Raw genomic sequence first — 18,348 nt, forward strand, 5'->3', positions numbered from 1 at the left:
AATTCTATCACCTCACGTATAAAACCTATTGAACTGGCAACAATGGTGACTGAGGTGATAACCATGAGAGATCAAAACAAAGAAAAAGAACTGCAAGCCGGCGAACAAGCTCCAAAAACTATCGATGGAGCGAAAACGACTTCCGGCTGGAAGAGACTGCTCGGCAAGAAATGGGTGTTTCCGGCGACTTACATGGCAGCAGCGGCAATTATACTAACGTTAATGTGGGTCTACACGGATTCGGGCGTGAAGAATTTGTCCGAAAACGAGCTCGGCTCCAGCGCCAAGCCGCAAACCGTGACCGATTCCACTAACAAGCCCGATGCGTTAGCCGTTCAAGGAAATGCCGAAACGATGCAATGGCCGGTCAAGGACCAAAATGAAGTGGAGCCGGTCATGCACTACTTCGACAGCAAAGCTTCCAGTGAAGTTCGTCAAGCCGCTATGATCGAGTACGGCGACACGCTCACCCCGCATGTCGGAGTAGACTTCGCCCGTGAGGACGAAAAAGCGTTCGACGTAGTAGCCGCGCTGAGCGGTAAAGTAACGAGGGTCGAGAAAGATCCTATCGTTGGTCAGCTTGTCGAGATTACGCATAGCGATGGGACGGTCACGATCTACCAAAGCTTGGCCGATGTAAAGGTAGCGAAGGACGTTCAAGTGAAAAAAGGCGATGTCATCGCAACGGCCGGACGCAATGAGCTGGAGAAGGAACTTGGCACTCACGTTCACTTCGAAATCCGGCAAAACGGAGCACCCGTGAATCCGGAATCGCTGATCAGCCAGAAATAACAACCATATCGCTGCAAGCAGAAGGGAAACCTTCTGCTTTTTTGCTGTAATTTCGTTTAAAATCGCGCTTTTTCATCGCCCACAGCAAAAATAATTGAACAGGCAAGCTTGTCAGGCTTGGAAACAAAGAATATATGGCCCTGCCCCTCATATACTGTACCAAACCAACTCGAGTAGGGAGGCGAGGGGCGTGCACGATTACATCAAAGAGCGTACGATCAAGATTGGTCGCAGTCTTGTGGAAACAAGGCAGACGGTCCGCACGATTGCCAAGGAATTCGGAGTATCGAAAAGCACGGTTCATAAAGATTTAACCGAACGGCTTCCCGAGATCAACCCGGAACTAGCCAACCAGGTGAAACTGATTTTGGAATACCACAAGTCGATTCGGCACTTAAGGGGAGGAGAAGCAACCAAAGTCAAATACAAGCGTACCCGTCAGCAAAAACCGGCCGATCACCTCGTCACCGCAAGATAGTCGGACCATCGATCCAACCAAACGCCCATCCAAATCCTTCACCAAAACATTGCGAAGCCGTTTGCAAGCGGATTACCGAAATATCGTGTAGATTGTAAAAAAGGAGTTTTGAAAAAGTTGTCGAATTAAGTATACTTATACGTATGTAGGTAATTTCGGATTGTTCGCCCGCGGATGGAATCGTTTCGTCCTGCGCGGCAGGCATTATTCCGTTATGCTCCCGGGAGGATGTAGGATGTTTAGCAAAGATGTAGGAATCGATTTGGGTACGGCCAATGTTCTCATTCACGTCAAAGGGCGCGGGGTTGTGCTGGATGAGCCGTCTGTCGTTGCCATTGAAAGTGAAACGAAGCGGCTGCTCGCCGTCGGTGAGGAAGCTCACCGGATGGTCGGGCGTACCCCCGGCAACATTGTGGCAATTCGCCCCTTAAGGGATGGAGTTATTGCCGATTTTGAAATCACCGAGCTGATGCTCAAACATTTTATTAACAAAATCGGCGGCAAACGTTGGTACAGTCACCCGCGAATTCTCATTTGCGCTCCTGCCAACATTACTTCCGTGGAACAGAAGGCGATTCGCGAAGCGGCGGAACGCAGCGGCGCGAGAGAAGTGTACTTGGAAGAGGAACCGAAGGCTGCTGCGATCGGGGCTGGAATGGACATATTCCAGCCTAGCGGCAATATGGTCGTCGACATCGGCGGAGGGACTACGGATGTAGCCGTTTTATCCATGGGCGACATCGTAACCTCCTCCTCCATCAAAATAGCGGGGGACAAGTTCGATGCCGCGATCATGAAATATATCAAATCGAAGTACAAGCTCCTGATCGGCGAACGCACGTCCGAGGATATCAAGCTGACGATTGGAACGGTTTATTCCGATGCGCGCAAAGAGGAAATGGATATTCGCGGCCGGGATATGGTTTCGGGGCTGCCGCTTACCGTAACGATCCGTTCGGACGAGATCAAGGAAGCGTTATGGGAAACGGTGTCGTCCATCGTCTCTGCGGCGAAGGTCGTACTCGAGCGTACCCCCCCGGAGTTGTCGGCGGACATTATCGACCGCGGCGTCATTTTGACGGGTGGCGGAGCGCTGCTTCACGGCATCGATCAGCTGCTGGCGGACGAGCTCCGGGTACCGGTGCTGATCGCCGATAACCCGATGAGCTGCGTTGTACGCGGTACGGGCATTATGCTCGATAATTTAGATAAGGTAACGAAGAAAAAATTCGGGTAAACGTTTCGGCGTTTCGCTCCGATATATAGAGTATAGGATAAAGCTCAGCAGATCCTAACGAAACCAGCTTTTTCTCCAAAAAAGCTCAGCATATGCTTACGAAGCCAGCTTTTTCTGCGAAAAAGCTCTCAGGAGGTCCCATGCTAAGAGGACTATACACCGCAACCGCCGGCATGATCTCACAGCAGCGCAAGCACGACACCATTACCAACAATATCGCCAATATGAACACGCCCGGCTTTAAACAAAGCCGAGCGGTTTCGCGTTCCTTTCCGGAAATGCTCATCGGACTGATGGAAGGAAAGCCGGGAATGGAAGTGGCGAATACAGGCAAATTAAATACAGGGGTACTGGCCGAAGAGGCGCTGACGATCAACGTTCAGGGCATTCTGCGCGAAACGAACAATCCGTTCGACTTCGCGGTCGTATCCGACATTCAAGTTCCGGGGCTTCAGTTCGACGCCGGCAAAACGATTACCCCTGAAGGCGAGCGTATTTTTCAGCCGCAAGCGTTTTTGACGGTTGCGAATGAGGCTGGAGAGCCACGGTATACGCGAAACGGCAAATTTAGCGTGACCGAGCAAGGAGCGCTTGTGACCGCCGAAGGGTTCCGGGTTCTCGGGGAAAACGGGGAGCCAATCGTGCTGCTCGACCCGGCCACGCAAATTCCGATTACGAATATTACCGTGAACAGGTACGGACAGCTTCTCGATTCTACGAACGGACAAGCTCTCCTGGACGGAGCAGGAATCCCGATTCGGATGCTCATCTCCAGAGTGGACAACCCGATCCGGCTGGTTCCGGAGGGCTCGAACTTGTTCCGGCTTGACGCTGCCGATGAAGGCGCGGTTACGCAGGTGACGGCCGCTGACGCCGTCGAGGTAAAGCAGGGATTCGTAGAGTCGTCGAACGTCGATCCGACGCAGGCGGTCGTCGATATGATGTCCGCATCCCGGATGTACGAAGCGAACCAGAAGGTCATTCAGGCTTACGATAAAAGTATGGAGAAAGCCGTCAATGAAATCGGAAGAGTGTAAAAGGGGTAGCCAATGAACCATTCGATGATCAACTCGCTTGTCTCCATGCAAGGTGTTCAGCAGAAGCTGGATGTGATCGCAAACAACATGGCCAATATAAATACGACCGGGTATAAGCGCAAAGAGGCGACGTTTCACGACGTTCTGACCACAACGATGCGTCAGCCGAACGCGTTCCAGCAAGCCGGCCGCTTGTCGCCGCTGGGTCTGACTCAAGGGTGGGGGGCCAAGCTGAGCCAGATCCAAACGCTTATGGCGCAAGGATCACTGAAGCAAACCGACCAGCCTACCGATTTGGCTATCGAGGGCGATGCCTTGTTCGAAGTGATCATTCCGTCCGTCGACGACAACGGGCAGCCGTTTCAGCAAACGGCATGGACTCGCGATGGGGCTTTTTCGCTGAGGGAGCAGCCAGGCGATACGGAGAATGTGTATTTGACTACACAAGAAGGACATCTTGTCATGGGCGCCGACGATCAGCCGATTCAAGTGCCGATCGGTTCCCGGATCAAGGTGGATCCGAACGGCGTCGTTATGGCCTATAACGACGGTCAGACGGATCAGCCGCCCGTTGCCGCAGGCACACTGAAGCTGGTTCAGGTCGTCCGTCCTCAGCTGCTGCAAAACCGAGGAGATAATCTGTACACGCTGCCGGACGCCATTGATCCCGCACTTGGGGAAGTACTGCGTGTCGTCGCTCTCGACGGCGCCAACCCCGAGGCTGCGAAAGTAAAAGTGCAGCAAGGATTTTTGGAGCAATCCAATGTAAACATTGCGGAAGAAATGACGGAGCTGATGATGACGCAAAGGGCGTTCCAATTAAACGCCAAGGCGCTGACGTCAGCCGATACGATGATGTCTCTGGCCAACAATCTCCGAGGCTAATTCATGATGTTGGAGGAGGCCATCTATGCTTGATCAAGATACGAACGTCGTGCCGCAGCTTCCTGTGCAGCCGCCAAAACAGCCGCAGCCACAGAAGCAGGAGAAGCAGCAATCGAAAGAGAAGCGTAAGCTTAGGAGGCGCTGGGTTCGCATTGTCCTGTGGATATTGCGAGCACTGCTCGTTCCGGTTCTCTGCGTCGCGGCGGTTATTGCCGGACTGTATATCGGATATGTGTATTTGGGTCATAAACAATCGGCGGACGTATGGGAATGGACGACTTGGAGACATTTGTTCGATCTCGTATTCGGAAGCTGAAGCGGCTCTCTGCCGGGCTTTCATCTGCTGTTGCCAACCATTAAACAAACCGAGTGGCGGTACCGCTATTTCGGTTTCCTTACTCCCCGCTCCGGGGAGTTTTATTTTGCAGCCAAGGACGGTATAATGGATAGGTGTGGAAGTATGATCCGGGGGAGAGAAACGGGTGAATTTGCCAAATCTTTTGACGTTAAGTCGATTTGGGTTGATCCCGATATACGTCGTTTTTTTCGCCACGAATCATTTGAAAACGGCATTTTTAATTGTCGTTTTAGCAGGGGCGACCGATGTATTGGACGGTTATTTGGCCCGGACAAGGGGACAAATTACACAGGTGGGCGTCATGCTCGATCCGCTTGCCGACAAATGTATGATGCTCACCGTCATCATATCGCTGCTTGTTTCGGGGATGATTCCCTGGCTCGTAGCTGTAGCGATGTTCGTCCGCGATGCCGGGATGATCGCGGGTTCCGCCTTCTTCCATTTTCGTGGCAAGATGACGGTGCCGGCCAACACTCTGGGCAAGCTGACAACCGTTTTGTACTATTTCGCGTTTTTGTTTATTTTTTTCGATTTCTCATTTGCGATTCCGTACCTTTGGTTTGTCGTTGGCGTATCGTTCCTGGCATCGATCATCTACATCATTTTATTTCTCGGTTTGAACCGCACAGAGGATGGAGAAACAGACTCATAAGCGTTAAAAAGGAGCACAAGCTGCTGGACTATCTCGGAGTCCTTCAGCGTATGCTCCCTTATATCAACCTTCGCTACTGCAGGTCACGAAGGGGACAATATCTAGTCTAAGTTAATGGACGCCATTTTATACAAGAAGGCAGAAAGGGGCCGATCCCGTTTATGGACATTACGCAAATTCAGGAAACGATTCCTCATCGTTATCCATTCCTGCTTGTGGATCGCATTTTGGAAATCCAGGAAGGGGTCCGCGCCGTCGGTTTGAAAAACGTAACGATTAACGAGCCGTTTTTTAACGGCCACTTTCCCGGATATCCGGTCATGCCGGGTGTACTCATCGCGGAGGCGCTTGCCCAGGTAGCTGCGGTAGCGATGCTCAGTTCCGAAGGGAATCGCGGCAAAATCGGCCTGCTTGCCGGTATTGACGGGTTTCGCTTCCGCGATCAGGTAAAACCGGGGGATACGCTCATTCTGGAAATGGAAATTACCCGGATGAAAGGCACGATCGGCAAAGGCCGAGGCGTTGCCAAAGTCGGGGACAAGGTTGTTGCCGAAGGTGAACTGATGTTTGCGCTCGCCAATCCGTAGGCGCCCAGCACCTGTAGCCTTACGACAATGTGCATACGCGATAGAGAAGACCTCGTCTTAGGCTGTTACTATTTTGAGACCGGGAGAGATGCATGTTGAGTTTGGATCATGCGATGAAGCAATACGAGATTTGGATGAACGATTCTTTCATTGATGAACATACGAAGCAGGAGTTGGAATCGCTGCGGGGCAGCGACAAGGAATTGGAGGACCGATTTTATCGGGATCTCGAGTTCGGCACAGGCGGACTGCGCGGGGTTATCGGAGCCGGTACGAATCGGATGAACCGATATACGGTGGCGAAGGCAACCCAAGGTCTGGCGCAATTTATTATCGGGCAAGCCCAGAGGAAACCGGGCTCGGTCGTAATCGCTTATGATTCGCGGAACCAGTCGCCGGAATTCGCTCTCGAAGCGGCCCTTGTGCTCGCTGGCAACGGAGTGAAGGCTTATGTGTTCGAATCGCTTCGGACTACGCCTGAGCTGTCGTTCGCGGTGCGGCATTTGAACGCATCGGGAGGCATCGTCATAACGGCGAGCCATAATCCGCCCGAGTATAACGGTTACAAGGTGTACGGCCGCGACGGCGGGCAACTGGTCCCGCACGATGCTGGGCAGGTGCTTGCGCAGATTGAGGCAATCACCTCGTTCGCCGCGGTAAAACGTATGGAGCGCAGCGAGGCCGAAGCCAAAGGACTTCTGGAATGGATCGGCGAGACGGTAGATGAAGCTTTTGTTCAGGCCGTGTCGAGCGTAAGTCTGCACCCGGACGTTATTAAGTCGACAAGCGATGATTTCCGCATTTTATATACGCCGCTTCACGGGGCCGGCAATTTGTCGGTTCGCGCCGTGCTGGAGCGGATCGGGTTTCGCCATGTGTTTGTTGTTCCGGAGCAGGAGAAGCCGGATGCGAATTTTTCGACCGTGAAGTCGCCTAACCCGGAAGAACGCGAAGCCTTTACAATGGCGCTTGCTATGGCGCCGCAGACGAACCCGGACATCATTATCGGAACCGATCCCGACTGCGATCGGATGGGAGCCGTCGTCCGAAACGATCAAGGCGAATTCGTCGTACTGAACGGCAATCAATCCGGCGCGATTATGGCCTATTATGTGCTCAGCAGCCTGAAGGAACGCGGCGAACTGCCGGATAATGGCGTCCTCGTCAAGACGATCGTCACTAGCGAGATGGGTGCGGTCATCGCCGAAAGTTATGGCGTCCGTGTCATCAATACGCTGACCGGGTTTAAATATATCGGCGAGAAAATGACCGAGTTCGATCGTACAGGGCAGTACCGGTTCTTGTTCGGCTACGAGGAAAGCTACGGTTATTTGGCCGGAACGTACTGCCGGGACAAGGACGCTGTGCTCGCTTCGATGCTTATATGCGAAGCGGCTGCATATTTTAAAAGTAAAGGTAAAACGCTGTACGATGTACTTCAGGAGCTATATACGAAATATGGCTATTTCCGCGAAGCGCTGGAGTCCCGGACAATGAAGGGTAAGGACGGCCTGGACAAAATCAAGGCGATCATGGAAGACTGGCGGTCTCATCCTTTGGCGGAAGTAGCGGGCGTACCGGTGGTTCGCGTACAAGACTATTCCAAAGGGATCGACGGCCTTCCTGCCGAGAACGTGCTGAAGTATACGCTGGCGGACCATTCTTGGTTCTGTCTTCGTCCATCGGGCACCGAGCCGAAAATTAAAATGTATTTTGCCGTACAGGCCTCTTCCGGAGAGGATGCGGCGGGACGCCTCGATCGTCTTCGCGTATCGGTGATGTCCAGAGTCGATCAGTTTCAATAAAAGAAGGAACATGCCTCTTCGAACGGTGCGACAGTTCCGCACGGACCTTGTGTCGCGCCGGCCCGAAGAGGTTTTCCGGGTTTCGGATTGTTTTCAACAAGACAAGTAACAAGGAGTGAATGGCTTGCTTCAGCGGTATGTTACCTTAAACAAACTTGCGAGCAAATGGCTTTGGTGGCTCGTGGTGATCGGATTGATCGCTTCCGTGCCGCTTGTTTCCGAACGAATTCAAACGGAACGGTCCACGAAAAACGTGGAAATGGTATTCGATTATCGCGACCTGCTCGACGTATCCATCTATCGCCCGAATCCCGATGCTTATATTATCGAAAAGTTGAAGCTGATGAAAGAGGCCGGAATCGGCACGATGTCCGTATATGAAAGCTCGCTGGAGGAACTGAAAAACAGCCGGCGCATCCAGGTGTACACGCCTCAAGAGTATTCGCTGTTAACGGGCAAACCGCTCACGCCGGGGGAAAATTACACCTATTTGCTGTTTACTTCCACTGAAGCCAGGGACAAGCTTCAACCGATTATCGAGAAAACGTACAGGGACCGGCTGGATATTAACGTCAGCTCCTGGTCGTACAATAACCGTCCAGGGCTGATCATCAGTCTTCCATATGAAGAGGCGAACACGAAGCCGATGGAACCGGACCCGATTACGATGGATATGCTCCAAAATCAGGGTTTCCGGCTGATCGTGCGGCTGTCGAACCGGATGCAGCCATATAGCGAGGAGGAGCTTGAAGGATTACTCCATAAGTTAAGCTCCCGAGGCGTAAAACGGATCGTATTCGATGGCAGCGCCGTTACTGGCTATGACGAAAACCCGGACAACAACCATGTGAAAGAAACGGCCGAGCTTCTGAAGAAGTACGGATTCGGTGCGGCCATCATCGACCGCTTGAAGGCGCCGCAAAAAGGCTTTACGATTTCATTTGCGGATCAGCTTGATTACAACATCGTACGGTTGTTCCCTCTGTACGATACCGAGGTCAATCTGAAGCCAGAGCTAATTGAAGACAAGCTGGTGCTGGCCGTCAAAGACCGGAACTTGCGTATTTTATTTTTAAATACGAAAGCGGCCAAAGATCTCGATAAAGGGTATATTAACGATTACCTGGACAATCTCTTGAAAAGCTTGACCGGTTCCGAGGAGGATCAAACGGAAGGAGCTATCGCCAGAATCGAAAGTCTGGGCTATAACATGGGCGAAGCTCACGCTTTTGTGGTGCACGGCGAATCGCTGAAGCCGCTCAAGCTGGTGCTTCTCGTTGCAGGAACGGCTGTAATTGCACTTACCATAGCCATGTTTTTCCCGATCTTAACGTTGCTGGCGTTTGTGCTAGGAGCATTAGGTTCTCTTGCGCTGTATGTGCTGTCCAATTCGATTGCGCTGCAAGCGATGGCTTTCGGAGTAGGTGTATGCGCCCCGACGCTAGCGACTATTATGGCCATCCGGTATTTGCGCAGGCTTCGAGAAGGGAAGTCCGGTTCCGGCTGGGTTCGAGCGACGCTTGTGTTTGTAGCGGCTTCGCTAATGTCTGTCGGCGGCGTATTTTATGTAGTGGCGTTGCTGAGCGGCATTACGTACTATTTAGTGCTGGAACAGTTCCGCGGCGTGGCGCTTTTGCATCTCCTTCCGATTGCGCTTGTCGGGGTTTACGCCCTATTTTTTGCCGAGTCGAAAAAACCGGGTGAAATTATCGCACGGATTCGGGCCATTTTGTTCGCGAAAATTACCGTCATTTGGGTTGTGCTGGCCGTAGTGTTCGGTGGGGCCCTCTACTATTACTTGACGAGAACCGGCAATGCCGGACAAGCTTCCCAGATGGAAAAGCTGATCCGGACTTATTTGGAAAACGGATTGGGCGTACGCCCCCGGTTCAAAGAATTTTTGTTCGCGCATCCTTTGTTCATATTGGCCGCTTATCTGTATATGAAATATAGAAACGCCATCTTCTTGTTCGTCGGCGCCGTCATGGGGCAGCTTTCGATCATCGATACGTTTGCCCATTTGCACACGCCGCTGTACATCTCGTTTATTCGCGTCGGGCTTGGCATTGGCTTCGGTATCTTGTTCAGTATTGTTTTCGTCCTCGTGTGGGAGCTGCTTGAGAAAGGATGGCGTAAATGGGCACCGAGGTAAGACGACTTGTGCTTTCCGGCTATTATGGTTTCGGCAATAGCGGAGATGAAGCGGTACTACAATCGATTTTACTTGCACTTCAGAGCGAAGGCGAGCGGCAAGGCGTCCGGATCGAGCCGGTCGTGCTCTCGATACGACCGGAACAAACGGCAGCGATGTACGGAGTAAAAGCGGTGCATCGGATGCGCTTTGCCGATGTATCGCAGGCGATTCGCGAATGCGACGGGCTGATCAGCGGGGGAGGAAGCTTGCTGCAGGATACGACGGGGATCAAAACGATCCCCTATTATCTGGCTATTTTGCGGCTGGCGCAGTTTTATCGCAAACCTACCTTTATATATGCGCAAGGAATCGGTCCTGTCCGGCGCCCTTTATTTTTCCCGTTTATACGAACGGTATATAAGAAGTGCCGTTATATTTCCGTCCGCGACGAGGAATCGGCTGCTTTGCTGAAACGTATGGGAATTACGCGGAATACGATCGAAGTTGTGCCTGATCCGGTCATGGGATTAACGCCGAAGAGCGGTTTTGCACGCTTGAATCGTGCCAAGCCTGTTGTAGGTGTATCGGTACGATTTTGGAATAAAGATCGTTCGGAACTTGATGCGCTTGCAGAGGCGCTTCGGTCCATTGCCGGACAACGGCCTGTCACCATCCGAATGCTTCCGTTTCACTTGCCTGACGATGCAGACGCCTCCAGTTATGTGATGGAACGGATAGGCTCACTGCCTGTTCATTCCGACATGGAGATCAAGCAGAATGCGATTCATCCTCAGGATATGCTAGGAGAAGTAAGCGATTGCGATGTTCTCATTGGCATGCGGCTCCATTCCTTGATCTATGCGGCCTCCCAGAAAGTACCGCTGATCGGAATATCATACGATCCCAAGATCGATCAGTTTTTGAACCGGCTCGGCTTGGCTGCGGCGGCAACGACGGAACGTTTCGATCCGAATCAAGTGGTGCGGGAAGCTATGCAGCATCTCGATCATCCCGAAGATTGGCTAGCTCAAACCGAGCCCGCAATCGAGCGGTTGAAAAAACAAGCGAGGCAGCCAGCGCAACAAATCGTCTCGACCTGCGCATACTAAAGGCGAGCCGCGAAGATAAGCGGAGAAACAACAGTCGGCCGAATGAGAAAATCCCTTTAGTTTCAGAATTGGATTCAAAACTGCCCATTTCGCGCATTTTTTGCTTGAATTTCGCTGTGGAGTTTCCGCACATTTCGGAGTATAATGGGTCCGTTGGTCTCTTGACCTTGTCAAGAACCGACACATAGAGATGGGGGTGGGGTAAGTCGGATGGAATTTGTTTATTACATCATCGGTTTTATCGCAGCTTGCGTATTAGCCGTCATCCTGACACCTGCAGTCAAAAAGTTCGCTTTCCTAGTGGGAGCGGTAGATAAGCCGAACCAGCGTAAAGTACATACGCGCATTATGCCTCGATTGGGCGGTTTGGCCGTATTTCTGGCGTTTGTAGGAGCATTCTTCGTCATTGCGCCGATGACGGATGATTTGAATTGGAAAGTGGCCTCCGCTCTGCTGATCGGTAGTTCGCTTATTGTGCTGGTTGGAGCGCTTGACGACCGATTCGATCTGTCGCCGAAAACGAAACTTTTCGTCGAGCTTGTAGCAGCGCTTGTCATTGTTTTTTACGGCGACATTCAGATCGATCTGGTTAACTTGCCTTTCGGCGACTCGTTCGAAACGAAATGGCTCAGTGCGCCGCTTACGATATTCTGGATCGTTGGGGTTACCAACGCGGTCAATCTGATTGACGGGTTGGATGGACTGGCTGCCGGGGTGTCCGGTATAGCCAATGCGACCATGCTCGTTATGGCGATCATGATGGGCAATGTTACGGTTATCCTGTTCAGTGCACTGCTGCTCGGCAGCATTATCGGATTTTTATTTTACAACTTCCATCCCGCCAAAATTTTTATGGGCGATTCGGGAGCATTATTTCTGGGCTTCTGCCTCGCGACCTTATCGGTACTCGGATTTAAGCAGGCTACGCTGGTTTCGTTTATCGTACCGATCTTGATTCTTGGCGTCCCGCTTTCGGACACATTCTTCGCGATCGTACGCAGGAAGCTCAACAAGACGCCGATATCGGTGGCGGATAAAAACCATTTGCATCACTGTTTGCTTCAAATGGGACTTGGACACCGGAATACGGTGCTTGTTATATACGGAGTATCGGTTTTCTTCGGGCTTTGCGCCATTTTGCTGTCGCAAACGTCACAATGGGTGGCGGTAGTGTTTATCGCAGTGATCATGATCGTGCTTCAGGTCGGAGCTGAAGCGATCGGCATTGTGGGCAAGAGCAATCGTCCCGTGCTCAATTTGTTTTTACGCTCCAGATCGAAAAATGTTTCTAAATAACGCTTATCGATCCACAGATCGAAGAACGTTTCTTAAATAGCTTGTATCGATCCTAAAACCCCAGCGAAGGCTGGGTTTTTTGTTGATTCTTTTCCATAACTATCTATTAAATTTCGGGCCATTCCGACCGATAACAAAACTACAAGATTCTTTTTTCGGAGGACGACTCCTCCTTATAAGGAATAAACAAAACAAGAACAAAAAGAAGGGAGCCAGGAGAGAACTAGGCGGGAAGGAACAAACAAACGTTCATAAGTAACTTTGAATAAGATTTGAGGAGGAAGAGCTTTGAGGAACAACTTGCGCAAGTGGACAAGCGTAGCTCTCATTATGGCTATACTGATGAGCCTGCTTCCGGCGATGTCCGCCAATGCGGCCACGGCAAGAATCACGATCAAGGAGCTGTTTACGTCGGATACGCAGCCGGCTGACGATTCCATGATTCCGCGATACACGAGCAACCCGGTTAATATTTCGGCCACGATTGAAAATATAAGCGACACTCAATTAGGTGAGCTTTACTACGAAATCACGAATATGACTACGACGAAAACTCCGGTTGTAGAGAAAACGAACAAAGCTCAGAAGACCGGTCAATTTGATATCGTATTCAAAAACGTACTGCTTACGGAAGGTCTCAATAAAATTGTAGTAAAGCTCGGCGATACGAGCGTTATTTCTTCCGCTCCGGGCTGGGTTTATTTCACGCCTACAACGACGCTGACTACCTTCAATATTAATGGCCAGCCGTTCCAGGACGGCAAAATGTATCCGGAAAATCCGGGTCAATCGACCGTATTGAACATTTCCGGTACAGCGCCTAATGCTACCGAAGTCAAAGCGTATACGGAAGGCAACCCGAATCCGATTAACGCTTACTTGAACAGCGGCGAGTTTTTCTTCATCGCGGACGACGTCAATAATACGCAGTCGACGGCCAATTTGCGTCTGCGCGCCGGGGATAACCCGCTGACGATTATGTCGGTCAATAATACGAAGACTTATCAGATGAGTAAAAATTTAATCTACAACAACGGATTGCCGTTTGCCTTTAATGCGAAAATAACGGAGTTGCCGCTCAGTAGTCCTCCAACAACGAAGGACTTGATTAAAAATCCGACGGTAACAACGCCAAAAGTTAATATATCGGCGCTTTTAAAAGATGATTTAACTACGCTTGGCGACTTGCAGTACAATTTTGTGGATGTGTTTGTAGGAGGACAGAAGTTCGGACCGTACAACTTGTCCGGTGCGGCCGCGGCTCCGAGAACAACTTCTATGTATCCTAATATTGTTTATGAGGGGCATAGTCCGACGAGAATATTCGTTTCGGGTCAGGCGCTAAGCAACTCGGTTTTGCTTACACTGACAGATAAAAACGATGCGTTGGTAGGCGTGCTGGAGGATAAAGGTCCGGTTGCTGTAAATGCATCCCAAACGGCAGCTGTATATGCCATACCGGAAGGCACATTTATAAAGGACAATGGTCCGTATAAAGTGAGCTTACGAGCAGGAACGGTAGCTAGCAAGTCTCCGATTTTGCACACTGAACCTTTTTCCATTGCAGTAAATAAGTCGACGGACCCGCTTCCGAAAATTACGAACAGTACCATCCCGAGTATTAAGGTAGGTCAGTCTCCGGTACCGCAACCAAGCTTTGTTGTAACTGGAACGGGTTTGAGCGAAGCTGATTTTACAATTACGTATACCGACCTAAGCGGTAAACCTGCAGGTCAATCGGCCGCTACCAAGATTTCCGGCGATACGTCGAATATGACGTTAGGTTTCGCCGGTCCGACTGCAACGGTGGATGGCCTGTATAAGTACAAAATTGCATACAAAAGCGTACCGCTTGCCGAACAGGAGTTTCAGATCGATAAGAAGGATCCGATTTTGCCTACAGCTACATTTGGCGGAACGATCGGAGTGACGAAGACCCCTTCACCTACAACGATATACGTTTCCGGAACGAATCTGGGAACTAGCGCAAGCGATTATCGTAATGTGAAGCTTGTGAATGTTAATGACAGCAGCGATTTCGTTCTGGTGAATGTGTTTGAAGCGCGTGAAAATGCCCTTCTGTTGCAGCCATTAAGCAATCTGGATCCCTTGAATCCTGTTTACGGCCAAACCAAGTTTACAGCCGGTGCAACTTACAAATTAGAGTTTGAAAAGCAGCTGAGGTATCCGGACGGAACTTTGGCTAACTGGACAAATCCAATATCCACTGTGACAAACGGGGTTTATGTATCACAAGCTACCAGTAGCGCCAGTATTCAGTCTGTTTCTATTCCGCAAGTAACACTTGCTGAAGTGAGCACAGCGTCGATTACGATTCAAGGCGACGGCATGTTGGATGCACTAAAATTGTCGGCTATCGTCATGAACGAAGACGGAAGTAATCAGCGAAGCGCAAAGGTTTCGTCTGTATCCCAAGACGGGAAAACTGCAATTGTCGATTTCTCCACAATTGCAGGCCTTACTGCTGGAAACTACTTGCTCAAGTTGGCTTACAATAGTGGTACATTAGTTACATTAGGTCAATATCCGTTTACGATTGCTGATCCATCACCAACAGGATTTACTACATCAGGGTCTACAATGACTATCACGGGAAATAATTTGGGGCGAGATATTTCGAAATTGAAGCTGAGATTTGCTGCCGAAGATAATCCGTCCTATATTATGGAGGCTATGGCGACCCAGGTTGTTTCGGGGCGAACGGCTACCTTTAATAAGCCGGTCGATTTATCGAATGGTACCTATACAGTAAGCTTGCTCTACAACGACACCATAGTCGGCAATGCATTCACTTATAGTGTAAGTGCGGCACCTACACAGCTGAGCGAAGCATCTGAGTGGTCCCAGCCGGGCAGATATAAAGTGTTTAATTTCTCTGCCGATGTGGACATCCCATCTGACCGTACGCAACTGGTACAATTTAAATTTTATAATTCAAATGCAGATGATATCCCAGTAACTGCCTATACCTTTAATTATGTCAATCCGGACTTACCATACGTGGAATCTGTCGATAATATGTCCGAGTCAAACGTAAACAATATTTCCGAATTGCCGAGGACATTCCGCGCTCTTGCCAGTGCTCAGACGGAAAAGCTTAATGTGTACTTGGGCGAGTACACAAGTAATTCGGAAGTTTATTTGACAGCGGGCTGGAACGGATCATCGAAAGATACAATCAACGGTGTTGAATATCGGGTATTCACCTTTGAACTTCCCGCCAATGTACCGAATGGATTTACACAAATGACGGTTATTCCGAGTTCTGACGCTCAAAGGGTGGATAAAACCAAAACAGGGGAAAACTTCTCAGGTAAGAGACAGTTTGATATGCTGATCTCCAATACGCCGTACCTAATTGTAAATAATATTTATAACGGTATGGTTGTAAAAACGCCAAGCACCCAAATCGTATGCGAGCAAGGGGGACTTGTCGGCAGCTGTGTATCCGGTCGGATAGTTAATGTTCCGAATATAAGCAGTGATTTGGCACGACCGGATCGGATTGAAGTAACGCTAAACGGCATACCTAATACTTCAATTAATATTGCAGCTGACAAGACTTTTACGTTATCCGTTTCCGATTTGCGCGAAGGCAAGAACACATTAATTTTTAAAATTTATATTAATTCGATTCTCGTCACGACTGCATCTTACGAAATATTCGTATTCAGCACGGATGCGCCGGAGTTTATTTCGGTAAATCCTGTGGAAACATCCGATGTGAAAAAGTTCATAGCGGCGACCAAGCCGGATACGTACGCGACCAGTGAAACGGCAGTTTCGTTCTCCGGGCAATTTGCCAATGCTTCCGAAATCAAGCTGACGGTGCGTACGAAGGATGCAAACGGAGTACCGGTTGTGAAGTCTGATCGTCGCTATGGCGGCAATTACGGAAACCTTGATCCGCAAGTCAACAATCCTTATTATTTTAGCACCATCAATCAGGGGCAGTTCCGAACAAATCTTATACCGCTTCAGGCAACGGGAGATACCATCTTCGAGTTTTCGATTACGAACGCGTCGGGCATTACGGTGACTAAGGTTATCACGATAAACAGAGAGCCGCTTCCTTATATCATTAAGTCTCCGAAGCTGATTAAGAACGAAAAACACGAAGACCAAGCGAATATCAATAGCAATTATATTGAAATTGAGATCGAAGCCGAAAATGCAACCTCGGTACTGTTCGGCAAGGAAGAAGCTGTGATACGCGAGGTAACGGAAAACGGCATCAAGAAAAATCATTTCTTCTATGAAGTAACCGGATTAAAAGCAGGAAAAAATACGGTGAAATTTACTGTAGTTCGTGGCAATAATATCAAGACGAATGGCAGCTTCGTACTGTACAACTCAGATACGGCCATAGAAGGCGCACAATACAAAGCGCCTCTGCAGTCGACTACAACGGTATTTGACGGCCAGCTCACGCTTAAATTCCCGAAAGGGACCAACTTTATGCGTAACGAGCCGGGTGCGATTAATCAATATTTGACTTCGGATCGTAAAATTTTGTACGGTATCGCAAGCAAATCAGACGGACGCGTAGATAAAATCAAGCATCCTTCCGCTTCGGATGGCCAGATCGGAAACGGCAATCCGTATATCGACGGAGTAGGGAAGTTGATGCTCACGGAAACCACGGGACGGTTCCGTTCTGCGAGCAATTTGTTCTGGGTCGATGCCGGGACGATCAAGAAAAATGAGCCGGATATGATTAAAGCGTTGAACGGAAGCGGACGGCTGCCTTACGACAAGGAAGAGTTCTATCTTCGCACGAAGGAAGACTTGGTCGTAACGACGGACCGCGGAACGCTTACCTTAAAGTACGATTCCAGTATTCGGGACGATGCTTGGAAGTATTTGAGCGTTTATCATTTTGATATTTACGAAGACTATACGGGTATCGTTCAAGGCAGATGGAGAAACCTTGGCGGCGTCGTAGACACCGGCAAAAATACGATTACGGTTCCATTCGATACGTTCGGGTATTACCAGGTCGTATATATGGATAAGAGCTTTGACGACGTAACCGGACATCCTTGGGCGCGTAACGACCTCGATATTTTGTATTCGAAGGGGTACATGCTCAATAAGGAGAGCTCGAGCTTTGTGCCGAACGAATCGATCAAACGCGGAGAATTCGCGACGATGCTCGTGAAAATTTTCGACTTGCCGCTGAACTATACCGAGGTGCCGACGTTTACTGACGTGCAGCGGGTTAATTTGCTCACCAGACTGTATGACTACAAGTATATTGAGACGGCTGCCAAGGCAGGTATTGTGCGCGGTGCCGCCGGCGGGCGATTTATGCCGGATAGCGATATCACCAGACAGGATGCCGCCATTATGATCGCCAGAGCCGCGGATCTGAAACTGTCGTCCGATTCGAACATCGACAAAGTATCGGCCAGTCTGCAAAAGACGTTTACCGACGGAGACAAAATCGATATTTATGCAAGGACTGCTGTTGAAGCTGTTTCCAAAGCCGGTCTGATCGAAGGAAAAGAAAACGTGTTGTTGCAAGGCCAGACTAAGGCGACGGTTCGTTTCGATCCGCTCGAGACATTCACAAGAGCCGAGGCTGCGGCGGTAGCGATCCGGGTTCTGAAAAACCAAAAGAAAATTCCAAAATAATACTGTCTTTATGTTGCTGTCGGCTTAGGCCGGCAGCATTTTTGCGTTTTATTCATCAGGGTCATCAATGGAAAATACTTCGTAATGACGAATGTGATGGATGCAGGTATACTGAGTTTGTAGCAAAACGCTATACGGTCTGATATACGAAATGTAAGAAGACCTTCATTCTGAGGCTGAGCGCAGACATAGAAAACTTTTTTCGAAAAGTCGCAACTTTTTTCGAAACGCTGCGTTTAATTAGTTGAGTTAGCAAACAGCGCACAACAAGAACATAAGAAAGCTAGTCGCTGTGGTACTTTTTCACAAATTATTGCTTT

At 49.8% G+C, this 18,348-nt stretch carries 13 protein-coding genes; all 13 read left to right on the forward strand.

All coding sequences use genetic code 11. The annotated features are described in order from the left end of the window. Nucleotides 1-63 precede the first annotated feature (63 nt). The 13 genes from D7M11_RS22495 to D7M11_RS22555 all read left to right on the forward strand — a co-directional run bounded on the left by D7M11_RS22495 (nucleotide 64) and on the right by D7M11_RS22555 (nucleotide 18,028). Complete coding sequence (locus tag D7M11_RS22495) at nucleotides 64-792, forward strand: M23 family metallopeptidase (protein ID WP_120749515.1); 729 nt, start codon at nucleotides 64-66, stop codon at nucleotides 790-792. Nucleotides 793-982: 190 nt separating this feature from the next. Then, entirely contained in the window at nucleotides 983-1,270 is a 288-nt protein-coding gene (gene spoIIID, locus D7M11_RS22500) for a sporulation transcriptional regulator SpoIIID (protein ID WP_120749516.1), read from the forward strand. A 235-nt stretch (nucleotides 1,271-1,505) separates the two neighbouring features. Beyond that, nucleotides 1,506-2,507 (forward strand): rod shape-determining protein, encoded by a 1,002-nt coding sequence (mreB, locus tag D7M11_RS22505; protein WP_120749517.1) that lies wholly within the window; start codon nucleotides 1,506-1,508, stop codon nucleotides 2,505-2,507. A gap of 140 nt (nucleotides 2,508-2,647) precedes the next feature. Further along, entirely contained in the window at nucleotides 2,648-3,544 is an 897-nt protein-coding gene (locus tag D7M11_RS22510; protein ID WP_120749519.1) for a flagellar hook-basal body protein, read from the forward strand. A 12-nt stretch (nucleotides 3,545-3,556) separates the two neighbouring features. Beyond that, the gene (locus D7M11_RS22515) at nucleotides 3,557-4,429 is read left to right on the forward strand and encodes a flagellar hook-basal body protein (protein WP_120749520.1); all 873 of its coding nucleotides are present in this window, start codon (nucleotides 3,557-3,559) and stop codon (nucleotides 4,427-4,429) included. 25 nt (nucleotides 4,430-4,454) lie between these two features. Continuing rightward, nucleotides 4,455-4,745, forward strand: coding sequence for a DNA-directed RNA polymerase subunit beta (locus D7M11_RS22520; protein WP_120749521.1), 291 nt, complete (start codon nucleotides 4,455-4,457; stop codon nucleotides 4,743-4,745). Between the two features lie 166 nt (nucleotides 4,746-4,911). Continuing rightward, nucleotides 4,912-5,439 carry a CDP-alcohol phosphatidyltransferase family protein gene (locus D7M11_RS22525; protein ID WP_120749522.1) on the forward strand — a complete coding sequence of 176 codons (528 nt, stop codon included), beginning with the start codon at nucleotides 4,912-4,914 and terminating at the stop codon, nucleotides 5,437-5,439. Between the two features lie 161 nt (nucleotides 5,440-5,600). Next, nucleotides 5,601-6,026: a 3-hydroxyacyl-ACP dehydratase FabZ gene (gene fabZ / locus D7M11_RS22530; protein ID WP_120749523.1), complete on the forward strand. Its 426-nt coding sequence runs from the start codon at nucleotides 5,601-5,603 to the stop codon at nucleotides 6,024-6,026. Nucleotides 6,027-6,118: 92 nt separating this feature from the next. Further along, nucleotides 6,119-7,831 (forward strand): phospho-sugar mutase, encoded by a 1,713-nt coding sequence (locus D7M11_RS22535; protein WP_120749525.1) that lies wholly within the window; start codon nucleotides 6,119-6,121, stop codon nucleotides 7,829-7,831. 181 nt (nucleotides 7,832-8,012) lie between these two features. Continuing rightward, nucleotides 8,013-9,983, forward strand: a complete 1,971-nt coding sequence (locus tag D7M11_RS22540; protein WP_205127102.1) for a DUF5693 family protein — start codon at nucleotides 8,013-8,015, stop codon at nucleotides 9,981-9,983. Then, nucleotides 9,968-11,074 carry a polysaccharide pyruvyl transferase CsaB gene (csaB, locus tag D7M11_RS22545; protein ID WP_120749527.1) on the forward strand — a complete coding sequence of 369 codons (1,107 nt, stop codon included), beginning with the start codon at nucleotides 9,968-9,970 and terminating at the stop codon, nucleotides 11,072-11,074. The genes D7M11_RS22540 and csaB overlap by 16 nt, the downstream gene beginning before the upstream one ends. 210 nt (nucleotides 11,075-11,284) lie before the next feature. Continuing rightward, a complete protein-coding gene (locus D7M11_RS22550) occupies nucleotides 11,285-12,370 on the forward strand; it encodes an MraY family glycosyltransferase (RefSeq protein WP_120749528.1) in 1,086 nt (361 codons plus the stop codon). Between the two features lie 330 nt (nucleotides 12,371-12,700). Further along, nucleotides 12,701-18,028, forward strand: a complete 5,328-nt coding sequence (locus D7M11_RS22555) for an S-layer homology domain-containing protein (RefSeq protein WP_193556260.1) — start codon at nucleotides 12,701-12,703, stop codon at nucleotides 18,026-18,028. The last annotated feature ends 320 nt before the right edge of the window (nucleotides 18,029-18,348 follow it).

Origin of the sequence: Paenibacillus ginsengarvi (genome assembly GCF_003626695.1) — a bacterium.
Classification (GTDB): domain Bacteria; phylum Bacillota; class Bacilli; order Paenibacillales; family NBRC-103111; genus Paenibacillus_AB; species Paenibacillus_AB ginsengarvi.

Coding starts and splice junctions, on each gene's coding strand:
- D7M11_RS22495 (WP_120749515.1), top strand. CDS start 64: ATGAGAGATCAAAACAAAGAAAAAGAACTGCAAGCCGGCGAACAAGCT.
- mreB (WP_120749517.1), top strand. CDS start 1,506: ATGTTTAGCAAAGATGTAGGAATCGATTTGGGTACGGCCAATGTTCTC.
- D7M11_RS22510 (WP_120749519.1), top strand. CDS start 2,648: ATGCTAAGAGGACTATACACCGCAACCGCCGGCATGATCTCACAGCAG.
- D7M11_RS22515 (WP_120749520.1), top strand. CDS start 3,557: ATGAACCATTCGATGATCAACTCGCTTGTCTCCATGCAAGGTGTTCAG.
- D7M11_RS22520 (WP_120749521.1), top strand. CDS start 4,455: ATGCTTGATCAAGATACGAACGTCGTGCCGCAGCTTCCTGTGCAGCCG.
- fabZ (WP_120749523.1), top strand. CDS start 5,601: ATGGACATTACGCAAATTCAGGAAACGATTCCTCATCGTTATCCATTC.
- D7M11_RS22535 (WP_120749525.1), top strand. CDS start 6,119: ATGTTGAGTTTGGATCATGCGATGAAGCAATACGAGATTTGGATGAAC.
- csaB (WP_120749527.1), top strand. CDS start 9,968: ATGGGCACCGAGGTAAGACGACTTGTGCTTTCCGGCTATTATGGTTTC.
- D7M11_RS22550 (WP_120749528.1), top strand. CDS start 11,285: ATGGAATTTGTTTATTACATCATCGGTTTTATCGCAGCTTGCGTATTA.
- D7M11_RS22555 (WP_193556260.1), top strand. CDS start 12,701: ATGGCTATACTGATGAGCCTGCTTCCGGCGATGTCCGCCAATGCGGCC.